This is a genomic window from Pseudomonas sp. TH32 (genome assembly GCF_016650855.1).
Classification (GTDB): Bacteria; Pseudomonadota; Gammaproteobacteria; order Pseudomonadales; family Pseudomonadaceae; genus Aquipseudomonas.
Map to the genome: position 1 here is coordinate 221,842 of NZ_JAEKFA010000002.1, position 15,513 is coordinate 237,354.

Sequence of the window (15,513 nt, forward strand, 5' to 3'; positions counted from 1 at the left end):
AGACTGCGGTGGCATTACTGGGGCCGCTTCGCAGCCCAACGGGGGACAAGCCCCTCGCCACAGGGGATCAGTGGTGTCTGAACAACCGGTTACTTGAACCGCCGCTCCACCCCTTTCTCCACCAGAATCTTCGCCGAAATCTCTTCCACCGAAAAATGCGTGGAATTGATGTGCGCAATATTCTCCCGGCGGAACAGATTTTCTACTTCCCGCACTTCAAATTCGCACTGCGCATAGCTGGAGTATCGGCTATTGGGCTTGCGTTCATTACGAATCGCCGTCAGCCGGTCCGGGTCAATGGTCAGCCCGAACAGCTTGTGCTGGTGCGCGCGCAGGGCGGCAGGCAGTGTCAGGTGCTCCATGTCGTCTTCGGTCAGCGGGTAGTTGGCCGCGCGAATCCCGAATTGCATGGCCATATAAAGGCAGGTCGGCGTCTTGCCGCAGCGGGACACGCCCACCAGGATCAGATCAGCCTTGTCGTAGTAGTGAGTGCGGGCGCCGTCGTCGTTGTCGAGGGCGAAGTTCACCGCCTCGATCCGCTCCATATAGTTGGAGTTGTGACCAATGGAGTGAGATTTTCCGACAGAGTATGACGAATGTTCACTTAACTCTTGTTCCAGCGGCGCCAGGAAGGTAGAGAAGATGTCGATCATGAAACCATTGGAGGTCGCGAGGATCTCACGAATGTCCTGATTGACGATGGTGTCGAAAATGATCGGACGAAATCCGTCTTTTTCGGCCGCCAGATTGATTTGTTGTACCATGGCTCGCGCTTTATCCACGCTATCGATATAGGGTCGCGTGAATTTGCTGAAAGTAATGTTTTCGAACTGCGCCAACAGGCTTTGACCCAGGGTTTCGGCTGTGATGCCGGTGCCGTCGGAGATAAAGAAAGCAGATCGTTTCATTTGAGCCTTGGGCCTTAAGCTGATGACGAATCTTGGATATGATAGGCGCGATTTTGCCGTCCCGCAGTGGGCCGCATTCTCACTTATTTTCCAGGTCCAGGCCACAAACGCCGGTAACCGCTCCTACTGAGCCGCCGGCGTCCTGAGCTTTTCCAACACAGAAAGTGGAGAGATCACCTTGGTAGAGTACGTAGTTTCCCTCGATAAGCTCGGCGTCCATGATGTAGAGCACGTAGGGGGCAAGAACGCATCCCTGGGCGAGATGATCAGTAATCTTGCGGGCGCCGGTGTATCGGTTCCTGGTGGTTTTGCCACCACCGCCCAGGCTTACCGTGATTTCCTCGAGTTGAGCGGCCTCAACGATCAGATCCATGCCGCCCTCGATGCGCTGGACGTCGATGACGTCAACGCCCTGGCCAAGACCGGCGCCCAGATCCGTCAATGGATCATGGAAGCCGAGTTCCCCGAGAAGCTCAACGCCGAGATCCGCACCGCGTTTGCCACGCTGTCGGCCGGTAACCCGGACATGGCCGTCGCCGTGCGCTCCTCGGCCACCGCCGAAGACCTGCCAGACGCCTCCTTTGCCGGTCAGCAAGAAACCTTCCTGAACATCCGCGGCGTGGAAAACGTGATCCGCGCGGCCAAGGAAGTGTTCGCCTCGCTGTTCAACGACCGCGCCATTTCCTACCGTGTACACCAGGGTTTCGACCACAAGCTGGTGGCCCTGTCTGCCGGTGTGCAGCGCATGGTGCGTTCGGAAACCGGCACAGCCGGCGTGATGTTCACCCTGGACACCGAGTCGGGCTTTCGCGACGTGGTCTTCATCACCGGCGCCTACGGCCTCGGCGAAACCGTCGTACAAGGTGCGGTGAACCCGGACGAATTCTACGTCCACAAACACACCCTTGAAGCTGGCCGCCCGGCCATCCTGCGCCGCAACCTGGGCAGCAAGGCGATCAAGATGATCTACGGCGACGAGGCCAAGGCCGGTCGCTCGGTAAAAACCGTTGATGTCGACAAGGCCGAACGTGCGCGTTTCTGCCTCACCGACGCCGAAGTCAGCGAATTGGCCAAACAAGCGATGATCATCGAAAAGCACTACAAGTGCCCGATGGACATCGAATGGGCCAAGGACGGTGACGACGGCAAGCTGTACATCGTCCAGGCCCGCCCTGAAACCGTGAAGAGCCGCACCTCGGCCAACGTCATGGAACGCTACCTGTTGAAAGAAACCGGCACCGTGCTGGTGGAAGGCCGTGCCATCGGCCAGCGCATCGGCGCCGGCAAGGTGCGGATCATCAAGGACGTGTCCGAGATGGACAAGGTCCAGCCAGGCGACGTGCTGGTCTCCGACATGACCGACCCGGACTGGGAACCGGTGATGAAACGCGCCAGCGCCATCGTCACCAACCGTGGCGGGCGTACCTGCCACGCGGCGATCATCGCCCGTGAACTGGGGATCCCGGCCGTGGTGGGTTGCGGCAACGCCACCCAACTGTTGAAAGACGGCCAGGGCGTGACCGTGTCCTGCGCTGAAGGCGACACCGGCTTCATCTTCGAAGGTGAACTGGGCTTCGACATCAAGCAAAACTCCATCGACGCCATGCCCGACCTGCCGTTCAAGATCATGATGAACGTCGGCAACCCGGACCGCGCCTTCGACTTCGCGCAGTTGCCGAACGCCGGTGTGGGCCTGGCCCGCCTGGAGTTCATCATCAACCGCATGATCGGCGTGCACCCCAAGGCACTGTTGAACTACGACGGCCTGCCGCCGGACATCAAGGAAAGCGTCGACAAGCGCATCGCCGGCTACAACGACCCGGTGGGCTTCTACGTCGAGAAACTGGTGGAAGGCATCAGCACCCTGGCGGCCGCGTTCTACCCGAAAAAGGTCATCGTGCGGCTGTCGGACTTCAAGTCCAACGAATACGCGAACCTGATCGGCGGCAAGCTCTACGAGCCGGAAGAAGAAAACCCGATGCTGGGCTTCCGGGGCGCCTCGCGTTACATCAGCGAAGCCTTCCGCGACTGCTTCGAGCTGGAATGCCGCGCCCTCAAGCGCGTGCGCAACGAGATGGGCCTGACCAACGTCGAAATCATGGTGCCATTCGTGCGCACCCTGGGCGAGGCGAGCCAGGTGGTGGACCTGCTGGCTGAAAACGGCCTGTCCCGTGGCGAGAACGGCCTGCGCGTCATCATGATGTGCGAGCTGCCGTCCAACGCCATCCTGGCTGAAGAGTTCCTGGAGTTCTTCGACGGCTTCTCCATCGGCTCCAACGACCTGACCCAACTGACCCTGGGCCTGGACCGCGACTCGGGGATCATCGCCCACCTGTTCGACGAGCGTAACCCTGCGGTCAAGAAGCTGCTGGCCAACGCCATCCAGGCGTGCAACAAGGCTGGCAAGTACATCGGGATCTGTGGCCAAGGCCCTTCCGATCACCCCGACCTGGCCAAATGGCTGATGGAACAGGGCATCGAAAGCGTCTCGCTGAACCCCGATTCCGTACTGGAAACCTGGTTCTTCCTGGCTGAAGGTCAAGCTCAGGCGTAAGACGCAACCTCAAAAAGTGCCGGTCAATCGTAAGGGTTGGCCGGCATTTCTCATTCTGTACAGGGCGGAACTCCTTCCGGACGCCGCCCTTTTTTGTGCAAGAGCATTATGCAAAGCAGCAGCAACCTGTTTCCTGTCGCCTTGATCAGCGCTGAGCGTCGTGGCGACCTGAGTGAAGATGTGTATCGCCTCAAGCCCGGCAACAGCCCTGACGGTACCGTCGAGCTGGCCGTGACCCGCCTGGGCCTGGCCGATGTCCCGGAAAACCGGGGCGTGCCGGTGGTTTTGTTGCATGGCAGTTTCTCCAACCGACGCTTTTGGTATTCGCCCAAGGGGATCGGCCTGGGCGCTTACCTGGCGCGCGAGGGGTTCGACGTCTGGATCCCGGAAATGCGCGGCCACGGGCTGTCCCGACGTAACCACGACTACGCCAAAAACCGCGTTGCCGACTATGCTCGCTACGACTTGCCGGCCATTGCCGCCTTTGTGCGTGAGCAAAGTGGGCAGGTTCCCCACTGGATCGGGCATTCCCTGGGTGGCACAACCCTGGCTGCGGCCCTGGGTGGGCAGCACCTTGGCGCGCCGGCAGTGGCCTCGGTGGCGCTGTTTGGCTGCCAGGTCAGCCGTACCCATTGGCCGTTGAAACTTCCACCGTTGGAATGGACCGGTCGCCTGCTCTTGAAGCGCTTTGGCCAATTGTCTGGCTCGCGACTGAAACGCGGCCCCGAAGACGAACCGGCAGGTGTGCTGATTGAAGCCATGCGCTGGAATGGCCTGTTCGGCCGCTTTGGCGAAGGGAAGCAGGATTGGTGGAAAGGCCTGGCAGCGGTCGACGTACCGCTATTGGCGGTGAGCGCTGCCGGCGATCACCAGGACCCGGACTGGGCCTGTCGCAAACTCTTCGAGCAAGTCGGCTCCGAGCATCGCCAGTACCTGTGCCTGGGGCGCCGGCAAGGGTTCAGCGGGGATTTCGGGCACGTCGAGATGCTCGTCAGCAAGGCTGCCCAGGCTGAAGTGTGGCCGTTGGTGAAGCGTTGGCTGAAAGATCCGCTTACACCTTTGGCGGGGGCGCAGTCGCAGGAACTCGCTGCGGTTTGAGCGCAAGGCTCTATCAGGGGCGTTTCGCTTGTTTGCCGTAGCGGCTAAGATATGACGCGTTGGTTGGTTCTGGTCATATTCAGTCGCGCAGTGGGTCTTGCGTTGCTGTCGGATGGGCCTGACTATTCGGCCCGGATTAAAGAACCTTCATGGCAAAGCGTTTCCAGATGTAAGTAAACAGTGGGATGTTTGACACCTTCTTTCACCTACAGGAGTTTCTCGATGAACCATTACCTTACCCCCGACCTGTGTGACGCCTACCCGGAGCTGGTGCAGGTGGTTGAGCCGATGTTCAGCAATTTCGGCGGCCGAGACTCCTTTGGTGGCGAGATCGTGACCATCAAGTGCTTTGAAGACAATTCCCTGGTCAAGGAACAAGCCGAACTCAATGGCGCCGGCAAGGTGCTGGTGGTCGACGGTGGTGGTTCCCTGCGCCGTGCGTTGCTGGGCGACATGATTGCCGAGAAAGCCGCGAAAAACGGCTGGGAAGGGCTGGTGATCTACGGCTGCATCCGCGATGTGGACGTGATTGCCCAGACCGATTTGGGTGTACAGGCCCTGGCCAGCCACCCGATGAAGACAGAAAAGCGCGGTATCGGCGATTTGAACGTGGCGGTGACCTTCGCTGGCGTGACCTTCCGCCCGGGTGAGTACGTGTACGCCGACAATAACGGTGTGATCGTCTCTCCCAGCCCGCTGAAAATGCCTGAATAAATAGCAGTAGCCGACAGGGGTGAGGATGTTCGAGGAAGAAAACGCGCAGTGGGGGCTGGTGCACGCCCTGGTGCTGGACGGTAAAGGTGGTGCGCGTTCGATTGCCCGGACAGAGCTTGATGAGCTGCAACTGCAGCCTCAGGAAAGCCTGTGGCTGCATTGGGACCGTAGCCATCCCCAGACCCAGACCTGGTTGCGCAAATCCAGCGGCTTGAGCGAGTTCGCGTGTGACCTGCTGCTGGAGGAAAACACCCGCCCACGCCTGTTGCCGCTGCCGGACGCCGAACTGCTGCTGTTTTTACGCGGGGTCAACCTGAACCCCGGCGCCGAACCGGAAGACATGGTCTCGGTGCGTATCTTTGCCTCGGCGGCGCGGGTGATTTCCCTGCGCTTGCGCCCGTTACGTGCAACGGATGAGCTGCTGGTGCAGTTGGCGGATGGCAAGGGGCCGAAAACGTCGTCGGAACTGGTCCTTTATATGGCGCAGTACCTGACCAACAAGGTCCAGGATCTGGTCAGTGATCTGTCCGAAATCGTCGATATCGAAGAAGAAAAACTGGATGCCGACGAACGGTATACCCCGGAGCATGGCAGCGTTTTGCAGATCCGTCGGCGCGCCGCCGGGCTGAAACGTTTCCTGTCGCCGCAGCGGGATATTTTCGCGCAGTTGACCCGGATCAAACTGCCCTGGTTCTGCGACGACGATGCTGACTACTGGAACGAATTGAACAACAGCCTGACCCGTTACCTGGAGGAGCTCGAATTGGCCCGGGAGCGCGTGGGGCTTGTGCTTGAGACCGAAGACCGGCGTTTGAGCCTGCGCATGAACCGCACCATGTACCGCTTCGGGATCATCACCGGGATCTTCCTGCCGATGAGTTTCCTGACCGGTTTGCTGGGGATCAATGTGGGGGAATTCCGTTCTCTTCCAGCCCTTACGGGTTCCTGATTGCCTGCCTGATGATGGTCTCGGTGGCGGTCGGGCAGTGGTGGTTGTTTCGACGTTTACGTTGGGTCTGACCTGAATGTGACCTGAACGTGGAAAGAGGTCATGTGACCCGAAGAATTTTACCCTCGTCTTTTAAATCACTTGCGAGAGGTTTTTATGCACGATCCGTTCGAACAGTCTTTGCGTGACATGCTGAATGCTTCGCCGTCCAACCGGGACGACGATGCTTGCCTGGGTCGCGTTTTGAAAACCGCCAACCGCCAGGTCGGGGCGGGGGACCTGTTCGGTCTGCTCGGCCGCTGGTTGCCGGCATTGATGATGGCCCTGAACAACGGTTCGGCCCATGTTTCACCGGTTTCCCGTCGTAAACCTCTTGCTCGCACTGCTGATAAGGCTGAATGAATATGGAACTCGATCTCTGGACCCAGAGTCTGGTAACTGCAATGACTGCGCTGTGGACCAAGGTGGCGAATTTCATTCCCAACCTGTTTGGTGCCCTGGTGGTGGTATTGCTGGGTTTTGTCGTGGCCAAGCTGCTCGACACCCTGCTCTCCAAATTGCTGGCTAAACTGGGTCTCGATCGACTGATGGGCGGTACCGGCCTGACCAAGATTCTGGGACGTGCCGGGCTGCAAGTGCCGATCTCGACATTGATCGGCAAGATCGTTTATTGGTTTGTTTTGCTGATTTTTCTGGTTTCTGCGGCTGAATCCCTTGGACTTGAGCGAGTTTCAGCTACGCTCGACATGCTGGCGCTGTATTTGCCGAAGGTATTCGGTGGCGCGCTGGTGCTGCTCGTAGGGGTTTTGCTGGCGCAACTGGCCAATGGCCTGGTGCGCGGCGCGGCTGAAGGGGTAGGGCTGGATTACGCCAGCGGCCTGGGGCGAATCGCTCAGGGCCTGGTGATTATCATCAGTATTTCGGTCGCGATCAGCCAGTTGGAGGTCAAGACTGACCTGCTGAACCATGTGATTGTGATTGTTTTGATTACCGTTGGTCTGGCCGTTGCGCTGGCCATGGGACTGGGAAGCCGGGAAATTGCCGGGCAGATTCTTGCGGGAATCTATGTGCGTGAGCTGTATCAGGTTGGGCAACAAGTGCGTGTGGGCGAGGTCGAAGGGCAGATCGAGGAGATCGGCACGGTTAAGACAACAGTGCTGACCGACGATGGCGAACTGGTGTCGCTTTCGAATCGGATCCTGCTGGAACAGCATGTGACTAGCCGCTAACCCGGCAAACCCTGCTAATGTACGCCGCCGCAAACCTGGGTATCCAGGCTGAGGCGGACATTGACCTGACTGTCGGCACGACTTGTTTTGAATAAAGCCCAAACGCTGTCCACGCGCTATGACCCCCGTGAGCTCTCTGATGAGGAGTTGGTCGCGCGCTCGCACACGGAGCTGTTTCACGTAACACGCGCGTACGAAGAATTGATGCGCAGGTATCAACGCACTCTGTTCAACGTTTGTTCAAGGTATTTAGGGAACGATAGAGATGCGGATGATGTCTGTCAGGAAGTGATGCTCAAGGTGCTATACGGCCTGAAGAACTTCGAGGGCAAATCGAAGTTCAAGACATGGCTTTATAGCATCACGTACAACGAGTGCATCACGCAGTATCGGAAGGAACGGCGAAAGCGTCGCTTGATGGACGCTTTGAGTCTGGACCCCCTTGAGGAAGCGTCTGAAGAGAAGGCGCCAACCCCGGAAGAAAAGGGCGGACTCGATCGCTGGTTGGTGCATGTGAACCCGATTGACCGGGAAATTCTGGTGCTACGATTTGTCGCAGAGCTGGAATTTCAGGAAATCGCTGACATCATGCATATGGGTTTGAGTGCTACAAAAATGCGTTACAAACGTGCTCTTGATAAATTACGTGAGAAATTTGCGGGCAGTACTGAAACTTAGTGCGTGGCAAATATCTCTTACGTGTAGGCAAGTTCTGTTAGACTTGTCGCCGAGTTGTCCCCCGGTATGTGGGACTGCTTTACAATCACCAGATGGGGATTTAACGGATGAAACTGAAAAACACCTTGGGCTTGGCCATTGGTACTCTTATTGCTGCTACTTCCTTCGGCGCTCTGGCACAAGGTCAAGGCGCAGTTGAAGGCCAGCTGTTCTACAAAAAGCAGTTCAACGATAGCGTCAAGCATATCGAAGACGGCTACAATCCTGGCGCAAGCATCGGTTACTTCCTGACCGACGACGTGTCGATCAACCTGAACTACGACACTACCAACCACACCCGTTCGAACGACGGTACCGGTAGCCAGAAGATCAAGGGTGATACCGGCAGCGTTACTGCCCAGTACCACTTCGGTCAAGCTGGTGTCGACTCCCTGCGTCCATACGTAGAGGGCGGTTTCGGCCACCAGAGCCGTACCAACGTAGAAGCTGATGGTCACAAAGGTCGCGATCAATCGACCCTGGCTATCGCTGGCGCTGGTGTGAAGTACTACTTCACCGACAACCTGTTCGCACGTGCTGGTGTTGAAGCTGACTACGCACTGGACAACGGCAAGTGGGACTACTCCGCACTGGTTGGTCTGGGCGTAAACTTCGGCGGCAACGCTGGTAAAACTGCTCCAGCTCCTACCCCGGCACCAGCTCCAGAGCCAGTTCCAGAGCCAGAAGCTCCGGTTGCTCAGGTTGTTCGTGTTGAGCTGGACGTGAAGTTCGACTTCGACAAGTCGGTTGTTAAGCCTAACAGCTACGGCGACGTGAAAAACCTCGCTGACTTCATGAAACAGTACCCACAAACCACCACCGTTGTTGAAGGTCACACTGACTCCGTCGGTCCTGACGCTTACAACCAGAAGCTGTCCCAGCGTCGTGCTGACGCTGTTAAGCAAGTCCTGGTCAAAGACGGTATTGCTCCTAACCGTGTAAGCTCGGTTGGTTATGGCAAATCCCGCCCAGTTGCTGACAACGCAACTGAAGCTGGCCGTGCTATCAACCGTCGCGTAGAAGCCTCGGTAGAAGCACAAGCAGCTCAGTAATTACTGAGTTGTAGAAAAAAGCCCGGCTTAGGCCGGGCTTTTTTTCGCCTGTAATTTGCCTCAGGCAGTCGCGCTGGCCAGGGCCTCAACCGCCTGTGCCGGCTGGACAACCCGGCCAATCACCAGGATTGCCGGGCTCTTGAGCGCAAATTCGTGCGCATCGTCCTGCATCCGGGCAAGGCTGCTGCGGCACTCACGCTGCTGTGGCAACGAGGCGTTTTCGATCATCGCCACCGGCATGTCATCGCTCATGCCACCCTCCAGTAACTGCTGTCGAATCTCTCCCAGCTTCGCCACGCCCATATAGATCACCAGCGTCGTGCCGCCCTCGGCCAGTGCTCGCCAATTGAGGCTGCTGTCGTCTTGCGTGTGGGCCGTGACCAGCGTGACGCCACGGCTGACTCCGCGCAACGTGAGTGGAATATCACAGTGAGTAGCCCCGGCCAGCCCTGCCGTAATGCCGTTGACCAACTCAACCTCCACCCCTTGCTGCCTGAGCCAGGCCGCCTCTTCGCCGCCACGACCAAATATGCACGGATCGCCACCCTTGAGCCGCACCACGCACTTGCCTTGGCGGGCATAGCGCAACATCAGGCGGTGGATAAATGCCTGGGGTGTGGAACGGCAGCCGCCGCGTTTACCCACGGTGATCAGCCGTGCAGCGGGGCAATGCTCCAGCAGTGCCGGTTTGACCAGATCATCGATCAGCACCACATCGGCTTCCCGCAGGGCTCTCACCGCCTTGAGTGTCAGCAGCTCCGGATCGCCGGGGCCTGCGCCCACCAGCCAGACTTTTGCGCTCATATGCTTTCCTCACACCGTGATTGCGATTGGCTGCGTGCCACTCGCCAACAGCCGTTTTATTTCCGGCACACAGGAGCCGCATTGCGTGCCGCAACCCAGTTCCTGTTTCAGCCCATTCAGGTCCAGGCCCCGGGCAATGCCGGCGCAGACCGCGCTTTCGCTGACGTTCTTGCAGTTGCACAACGTCTTGTGACTGGTCGAACCGCCCCCGGGTGGCGCACTCAATGGCGCCAGCAGCCAGCGTCGTAATGGGTCATCGGTACGACCCTCCAGCCACAGGCTTTGCAACCAATGGCGAGCCAGGGTTTCGCCGGCCAGGCGGATCGCAGTGATGCGACCTTTTTCGATTTTTACTCGCTTGCCGATAGAGCGCCGCGGGTCGTCGTAGGCCATGACCGGGCCGTCATTGAGGCCCAGCAATTGGTCGATCTGCTTAAGCAGTTCAAGGGCGGGCGCCTCGTGATGTGCTGCACGAATCAGCAGCGCGGGCCGCTCCCGGCCAGTCAGGCTCAGGCTGACGTAGGCAAAACCCTCACACAGCGGGCGCAATGCTTCGAAGTGTCGCTGCACATCGCCTTCAATCAGCGCAAACAAATGCCAGGGCAGTTGCACCGCCTCCAGGCGTACGCCGCTGTGTTTGAGTTCCGGCTGCTTGGACAGCGGGTCGAACGCCGGCTGGGTGAGGGCATTCACGCCGCCTTTGAGAAAGCGATCGCCCCAGTGCATTGGCAGAAACGCCTGGCCGGGACGTACGCTGTCATCGCTGTCGACGGCCACAATTACGCTGCCGCGCCGGCTTTTCAGGCTGATCAGGTCACCTTCCTTCAAGCGATGCCGGCGCAGTTCATCCGGGTGCAGGCTGAGCAGCGCTTCACTGACATGCCCGAACAGCTGCGCAGCGGTGCCGGTGCGGCTCATGCCATGCCATTGGTCCCGCAGGCGTCCGGTGATCAGGGTCAGCGGGAAGCGCGCGTCACGCTGCTCCTTGGCGGCGCGATAAGGGTCGGCCACAAAGTGCGCGCGGCCTGTCTCGGTAGGAAATATTCCACCGGTATACAGGCGCGGGGTGCCGCTTACTGCGCTGGCCGGGAACGGCCATTGCTGCGGGCCGATCCGGTCGAGCAGGGCGTGACTGATGCCCGACAGGTCCAGGTCGCGTCCACGGGTCAGCAGTTTGAATTCATCAAAGATCTGCGCCGGTTGCTCAAAGGCAAAAAGACCCGGTTTTCCGGGACAAAGACGTCGCTCCAGGCGCTGGGCAAAATCCACTGTGATTGCCCAGTCCGGCCGAGCTTCCCCGGGTGGGGTAATGGCCCGTCGAACGTGGGAAATACGCCGCTCGGAGTTGGTGACCGTGCCTTCTTTCTCGCCCCAGCTCGCCGCCGGTAACAACAGGTCGGCGAAACGCGCCGTCTCGGTTGTACGAAAAGCTTCCTGCAGCACCACGAACGGACACGCCTCCAGGGCCTGGCGCACGCTGTTCTGGTCGGGCAGGGATTGGGCAGGGTTGGTGCAGGCAATCCACAGGGCCTTGATCTTGCCGGCCTGTATCTGTTCAAACAGCTCGATGGCGGTCAGCCCGGTGCTGGCAGGCAGTTGCTCTACACCCCAATACGCGGCCACTTCTGCCCGATGTTCCGGGTTGGACGCCTCGCGATGGCCGGGCAGTAAATTCGACAAACTGCCGGTTTCCCGCCCACCCATGGCATTCGGCTGACCGGTCAGGGAGAAGGGGCCGCAGCCGGCGCGGCCAATGGTGCCGGTTGCCAGGTGCAGGTTAATCAAGGCGCTGTTCTTCGCGCTGCCCGCCGTGGACTGGTTAAGCCCCATGCACCACAACGACAGAAAACTCGCCGAGGTGCCGACCCATTCCGCGCACAGGCGCAGTTGCTCGACACTGATGCCGCACAGCTGCGTGACCATGTGTGGCGTGTAGTCGTGAACCAGGCGTTTGAGCTCGACCAGGCCGTCGGTGTGGGCCTGGATAAAGTCGCGGTCGATCCAGTCTTCCCACAGCAACAAGTGCAAGATCCCATGGAACAACGCGACATCTGTACCCGGCAAAATCGCCAGATGCAGGTCCGCCAAATCGCAGGTGTCGGTGCGCCGGGGATCAATCACCAGCACTTTCATCTGTGGCCGACGGGCTTTTGCTTCTTCCAGGCGTCGGAACAAAACCGGATGCGCGTAGGCCATGTTACTGCCGACGATCATCACGCAGTCGCTCGACTCCAGGTCCTCATAGCTGCACGGCGGCGCATCGGCGCCCAGGCTGCGCTTGTAGCCGACCACCGCTGAAGACATGCACAGCCGCGAGTTGCTATCGATGTTGTTGGTGCCCACCAGCGCCCGCGCCAGTTTGTTGAAGCTGTAGTAGTCCTCGGTCAGCAACTGCCCGGAGATATAGAACGCCACGCTGTCCGGCCCGTGTTCAGCGATAGTCTCGGCGAACACATTCGCCGCGTGTTCCAGGGCCGTGTCCCAATCGGTGCGGCTGCGCGCCAGGCCTTTGCCCAGCCGCAGTTCCGGGTACAACGCGCGGGCCGCGAGGTCGCCGGTCAGGTGCAAGCTCGACCCCTTGCTGCACAGCTTGCCGAAGTTGGCCGGGTGGCTCGGATCACCGCTGACGCCGAAGATCTGCGAGCCGTCATGTTCGATCAGCACGCCGCAGCCGACCCCGCAGTAGCAGCAGGTCGAAGCGGTGGTCTGGCGGTTCATCAACCGGCGTCCCGCAGCGCCAACATCACCCGACCGTTTTCCACGCGGGCCGGGTGATGATGGGCGCAACCAATGTCCGGTGCCTGGGCCTCACCGGACGCCAGGTCGATCTGCCAGTTATGCAGCGGGCAGGCCACGCGTTTGCCGTAGATCAGCCCTTGGGACAGTGGCCCGCCCTTGTGCGGACAGCGGTCGTCGAGGGCGAACACTTCGTCGTCACTGGTACGAAAAATCGCGATGTCGCCTTTCGGGCCGGTGATGATGCGCGAGCCCAGGGCGTTGATTTCTTCGAGGGCGCAGATATCCAGCCAGTTCATGCCGGCACCTCCAGCAGTTTGACGGGGATGGTGTCGAATTCCTTTTTCAGCAACGGCTGTTCCAGGCGTTCTTTCCACGGGTCCTGTTCGAACGACAGGGAGAATTGCAGGCGTTCATTGAGTGCCTGGCGCCGCGCCGGGTCTTCCAGTACGGCCTTCTTGATGTGCTCCATGCCCACCCGTTGCAGGTAGTGCACCGTGCGCTCCAGGTAGAAGGCTTCTTCCCGGTAAAGCTGTAGGAAAGCGCCGTTGTATTCGCGCACTTCTTCGGCGGTTTTCAACTTGACGAAGAACTCGGCGACCTCGGTCTTGATCCCGCCGTTACCGCCGATGTACATCTCCCAGCCCGAGTCGACGCCGATAATTCCCACGTCCTTGATCCCGGCTTCCGAGCAGTTGCGCGGGCAACCGGACACCGCCAGTTTGACCTTGTGGGGCGACCACATATTGAACAGGTCGTGCTCCAGTTCGATTCCCAGTTGCGTGGAGTTTTGCGTACCAAAGCGGCAGAACTCACTGCCCACGCAGGTCTTCACGGTGCGGATGGATTTGCCGTAGGCATGGCCGGACGGCATATCGAGGTCTTTCCACACACCGGGCAAATCCTGCTTCTTGATGCCCAGCAAGTCGATGCGCTGCCCGCCGGTGACCTTGACCATCGGCACGTTGTACTTGTCTGCCACATCGGCGATGCGCCGCAGCTCCGAGGGATTGGTCACACCGCCCCACATCCTCGGGACGACCGAGTAGGTGCCGTCTTTCTGAATATTGGCGTGGGCCCGTTCGTTGATCAGGCGCGATTGCGGGTCGTCTTTTGCCTCGCCGGGCCAGGTGGAAATCAGGTAATAGTTGAGTGCCGGGCGGCAAGTGGCACAGCCGTTCGGGGTGCGCCAGTTCAGGTAGCTCATGGTGCCGGCGATGGTCAGCAGGTGCTGGTCGCGGATGGCCTGGCGAATCTGCCCGTGGTTGAGGTCGCTGCAGCCGCAGATGGCTTTTTCGCTTTTTGGTTTGACGTCTGCCGCGCCGCCTACGGTGTTGATCAGGATCTGTTCCACCAACCCGGCGCAGGAGCCGCAGGAACTGGCGGCCTTGGTGTGCTTCTTCACGTCGTCGACGCTGAACAGCCCGTGTTCTTGAATCGCCTTGACGATGGTGCCCTTGCACACGCCGTTGCAGCCGCAGACTTCGGCGCTGTCGGCCATGCTCATGGCTTTGTCCTGGCCCTGATGGCCTACATCGCCGATGGCGTTTTCGCCAAACATCAGGTGATCGCGGATCTCGCCAATGGCGTGGTTCTCACGGATCTGTCGGAAATACCAGCCACCGTCAGCGGTGTCGCCGTACAGGCAGGCACCGACAAGGATGTCGTCCTTGATCACCAGCTTCTTGTAGACGCCGCCAATCGGATCGGAAAGGGTGATGGTCTCGGTGCCTTCGCCGCCCATGAAGTCGCCGGCGGAGAACAGGTCGATGCCGGTGACTTTCAGTTTGGTCGAGGTCACCGAGCCCTGGTAGCGTGCGAAGCCCAGCTGGGCCAGGTGATTGGCGCAGACCTTGGCCTGCTCGAACAGCGGTGCCACCAGGCCGTAGGCGATACCGCGATGGCTGGCGCATTCGCCGATGGCATAGATGCGCGGGTCGTAGGTTTGCAGGGTGTCGTTGACCAGAATCCCACGGTTGCACGGGATGCCGGATTTTTCCGCGAGTTCGGTGTTGGGGCGGATACCGGCGGCCATTACCACCAGGTCCGCCGGTATCACGTCGCCATTTTTGAATTGCACCGAGCCGACGCGACCGTTGCCAGCGTCATGCAGCGCCTGGGTTTGTTCCTGCAGGCGGAACACCAGGCCACGGCTCTCCAGTTCGGTTTGCAGCAGTTGGCCGCTGGTCTTGTCCAGTTGCCGCTCCAACAGCCACTCGCCGATATGCACCACGGTCACGTGCATGCCGCGCAGCATCAGGCCGTTGGCGGCCTCCAGGCCCAGCAGGCCGCCGCCGATCACCACGGCGTGCTTGTGGGTCTTGGCGGTGTCGATCATGGCCTGGGTGTCGGCGATGTCGCGGTAGCCGATCACACCCTGCAACGTATTGCCGGGGATCGGCAGGATAAACGGCGTGGAGCCGGTGGCGATCAGCAGGCGGTCGTATTCGGCCTCGCTGCCGTCTTCGGCGATGACTTTGCGTTTGACCCGGTCGATCTGCACCACTTTGCGGTTGAGCAGCAGCTTGATGTTGTTATCGAGGTACCAGCTCAAATCATTGAGCACGATCTCTTCGAAGGTCTGCTCACCGGCCAGCACCGGCGACAGCAGGATGCGGTTGTAATTGGTGTGGGGTTCAGCGCCGAAGACGGTGATGTCGTACAGGTCGCTGCTCAGCTTGAGCAATTCTTCAAGGGTGCGAACCCCGGCCATGCCGTTGCCGATCATCACCAGTTTGAGTTTCTTCATGTC

Annotated in this window: 12 protein-coding genes and 1 pseudogene; 8 read left to right on the top strand and 5 right to left on the bottom strand. The window is 59.7% G+C overall.

All coding sequences use genetic code 11. The annotated features are described in order from the left end of the window. Positions 1-89: 89 nt before the first annotated feature. Positions 90-908, bottom strand: coding sequence for a posphoenolpyruvate synthetase regulatory kinase/phosphorylase PpsR (gene ppsR, locus JFV30_RS04740; RefSeq protein ID WP_010176424.1), 819 nt, complete (start codon positions 906-908; stop codon positions 90-92). 178 nt (positions 909-1,086) lie between these two features. Between ppsR and ppsA the strand changes: the two genes are divergently transcribed. From ppsA to JFV30_RS04780, 8 genes and pseudogenes are all read left to right on the top strand, one after another. Continuing rightward, positions 1,087-3,462 (top strand): phosphoenolpyruvate synthase, encoded by a 2,376-nt coding sequence (gene ppsA, locus JFV30_RS04745; RefSeq protein WP_003215003.1) that lies wholly within the window; start codon positions 1,087-1,089, stop codon positions 3,460-3,462. A 108-nt stretch (positions 3,463-3,570) separates the two neighbouring features. Next, positions 3,571-4,560 (top strand): alpha/beta fold hydrolase, encoded by a 990-nt coding sequence (locus JFV30_RS04750; RefSeq protein WP_201122173.1) that lies wholly within the window; start codon positions 3,571-3,573, stop codon positions 4,558-4,560. A 222-nt stretch (positions 4,561-4,782) separates the two neighbouring features. Further along, on the top strand, positions 4,783-5,274 hold the full coding sequence (rraA, locus tag JFV30_RS04755; RefSeq protein WP_010176422.1) for a ribonuclease E activity regulator RraA: 492 nt from the start codon (positions 4,783-4,785) through the stop codon (positions 5,272-5,274). Positions 5,275-5,299: 25 nt separating this feature from the next. Next, a pseudogene (locus tag JFV30_RS04760) lies at positions 5,300-6,294 on the top strand (zinc transporter ZntB). Positions 6,295-6,379: 85 nt separating this feature from the next. Further along, on the top strand, positions 6,380-6,625 hold the full coding sequence (locus JFV30_RS04765; RefSeq protein WP_003215011.1) for a hypothetical protein: 246 nt from the start codon (positions 6,380-6,382) through the stop codon (positions 6,623-6,625). A gap of 2 nt (positions 6,626-6,627) precedes the next feature. Further along, positions 6,628-7,452: a mechanosensitive ion channel family protein gene (locus JFV30_RS04770; protein ID WP_008432650.1), complete on the top strand. Its 825-nt coding sequence runs from the start codon at positions 6,628-6,630 to the stop codon at positions 7,450-7,452. 87 nt (positions 7,453-7,539) lie between these two features. Continuing rightward, the gene (gene sigX / locus JFV30_RS04775; protein WP_003215014.1) at positions 7,540-8,130 is read left to right on the top strand and encodes an RNA polymerase sigma factor SigX; all 591 of its coding nucleotides are present in this window, start codon (positions 7,540-7,542) and stop codon (positions 8,128-8,130) included. Between the two features lie 107 nt (positions 8,131-8,237). Then, on the top strand, positions 8,238-9,221 hold the full coding sequence (locus tag JFV30_RS04780) for an OmpA family protein (RefSeq protein WP_010176421.1): 984 nt from the start codon (positions 8,238-8,240) through the stop codon (positions 9,219-9,221). Between the two features lie 60 nt (positions 9,222-9,281). Here JFV30_RS04780 and cobA read toward each other — a convergent pair whose 3' ends face one another. The 4 genes from cobA to nirB are packed head-to-tail and all read right to left on the bottom strand — an operon-like array spanning position 9,282 to position 15,510. Continuing rightward, complete coding sequence (cobA, locus tag JFV30_RS04785; RefSeq protein WP_201122175.1) at positions 9,282-10,025, bottom strand: uroporphyrinogen-III C-methyltransferase; 744 nt, start codon at positions 10,023-10,025, stop codon at positions 9,282-9,284. Between the two features lie 9 nt (positions 10,026-10,034). Beyond that, positions 10,035-12,743, bottom strand: coding sequence for a nitrate reductase (locus JFV30_RS04790; protein ID WP_201122177.1), 2,709 nt, complete (start codon positions 12,741-12,743; stop codon positions 10,035-10,037). Then, the gene (nirD, locus tag JFV30_RS04795) at positions 12,743-13,060 is read right to left on the bottom strand and encodes a nitrite reductase small subunit NirD (RefSeq protein ID WP_010176418.1); all 318 of its coding nucleotides are present in this window, start codon (positions 13,058-13,060) and stop codon (positions 12,743-12,745) included. Before nirD ends, JFV30_RS04790 begins: the two co-directional genes overlap by 1 nt. Next, complete coding sequence (nirB, locus tag JFV30_RS04800) at positions 13,057-15,510, bottom strand: nitrite reductase large subunit NirB (protein WP_010176417.1); 2,454 nt, start codon at positions 15,508-15,510, stop codon at positions 13,057-13,059. Before nirB ends, nirD begins: the two co-directional genes overlap by 4 nt. Between the last annotated feature and the right edge of the window lie 3 nt (positions 15,511-15,513).

Bases quoted from the DNA above. Each gene is read 5' to 3' on its own strand.
- JFV30_RS04770 (WP_008432650.1), top strand. From the start codon at position 6,628: ATGGAACTCGATCTCTGGACCCAGAGTCTGGTAACTGCAATGACTGCG.
- cobA (WP_201122175.1), bottom strand. From the start codon at position 10,025: ATGAGCGCAAAAGTCTGGCTGGTGGGCGCAGGCCCCGGCGATCCGGAG.
- ppsR (WP_010176424.1), bottom strand. From the start codon at position 908: ATGAAACGATCTGCTTTCTTTATCTCCGACGGCACCGGCATCACAGCC.
- JFV30_RS04790 (WP_201122177.1), bottom strand. From the start codon at position 12,743: ATGAACCGCCAGACCACCGCTTCGACCTGCTGCTACTGCGGGGTCGGC.
- nirD (WP_010176418.1), bottom strand. From the start codon at position 13,060: ATGAACTGGCTGGATATCTGCGCCCTCGAAGAAATCAACGCCCTGGGC.
- JFV30_RS04765 (WP_003215011.1), top strand. From the start codon at position 6,380: ATGCACGATCCGTTCGAACAGTCTTTGCGTGACATGCTGAATGCTTCG.
- JFV30_RS04750 (WP_201122173.1), top strand. From the start codon at position 3,571: ATGCAAAGCAGCAGCAACCTGTTTCCTGTCGCCTTGATCAGCGCTGAG.
- nirB (WP_010176417.1), bottom strand. From the start codon at position 15,510: ATGAAGAAACTCAAACTGGTGATGATCGGCAACGGCATGGCCGGGGTT.
- JFV30_RS04780 (WP_010176421.1), top strand. From the start codon at position 8,238: ATGAAACTGAAAAACACCTTGGGCTTGGCCATTGGTACTCTTATTGCT.
- rraA (WP_010176422.1), top strand. From the start codon at position 4,783: ATGAACCATTACCTTACCCCCGACCTGTGTGACGCCTACCCGGAGCTG.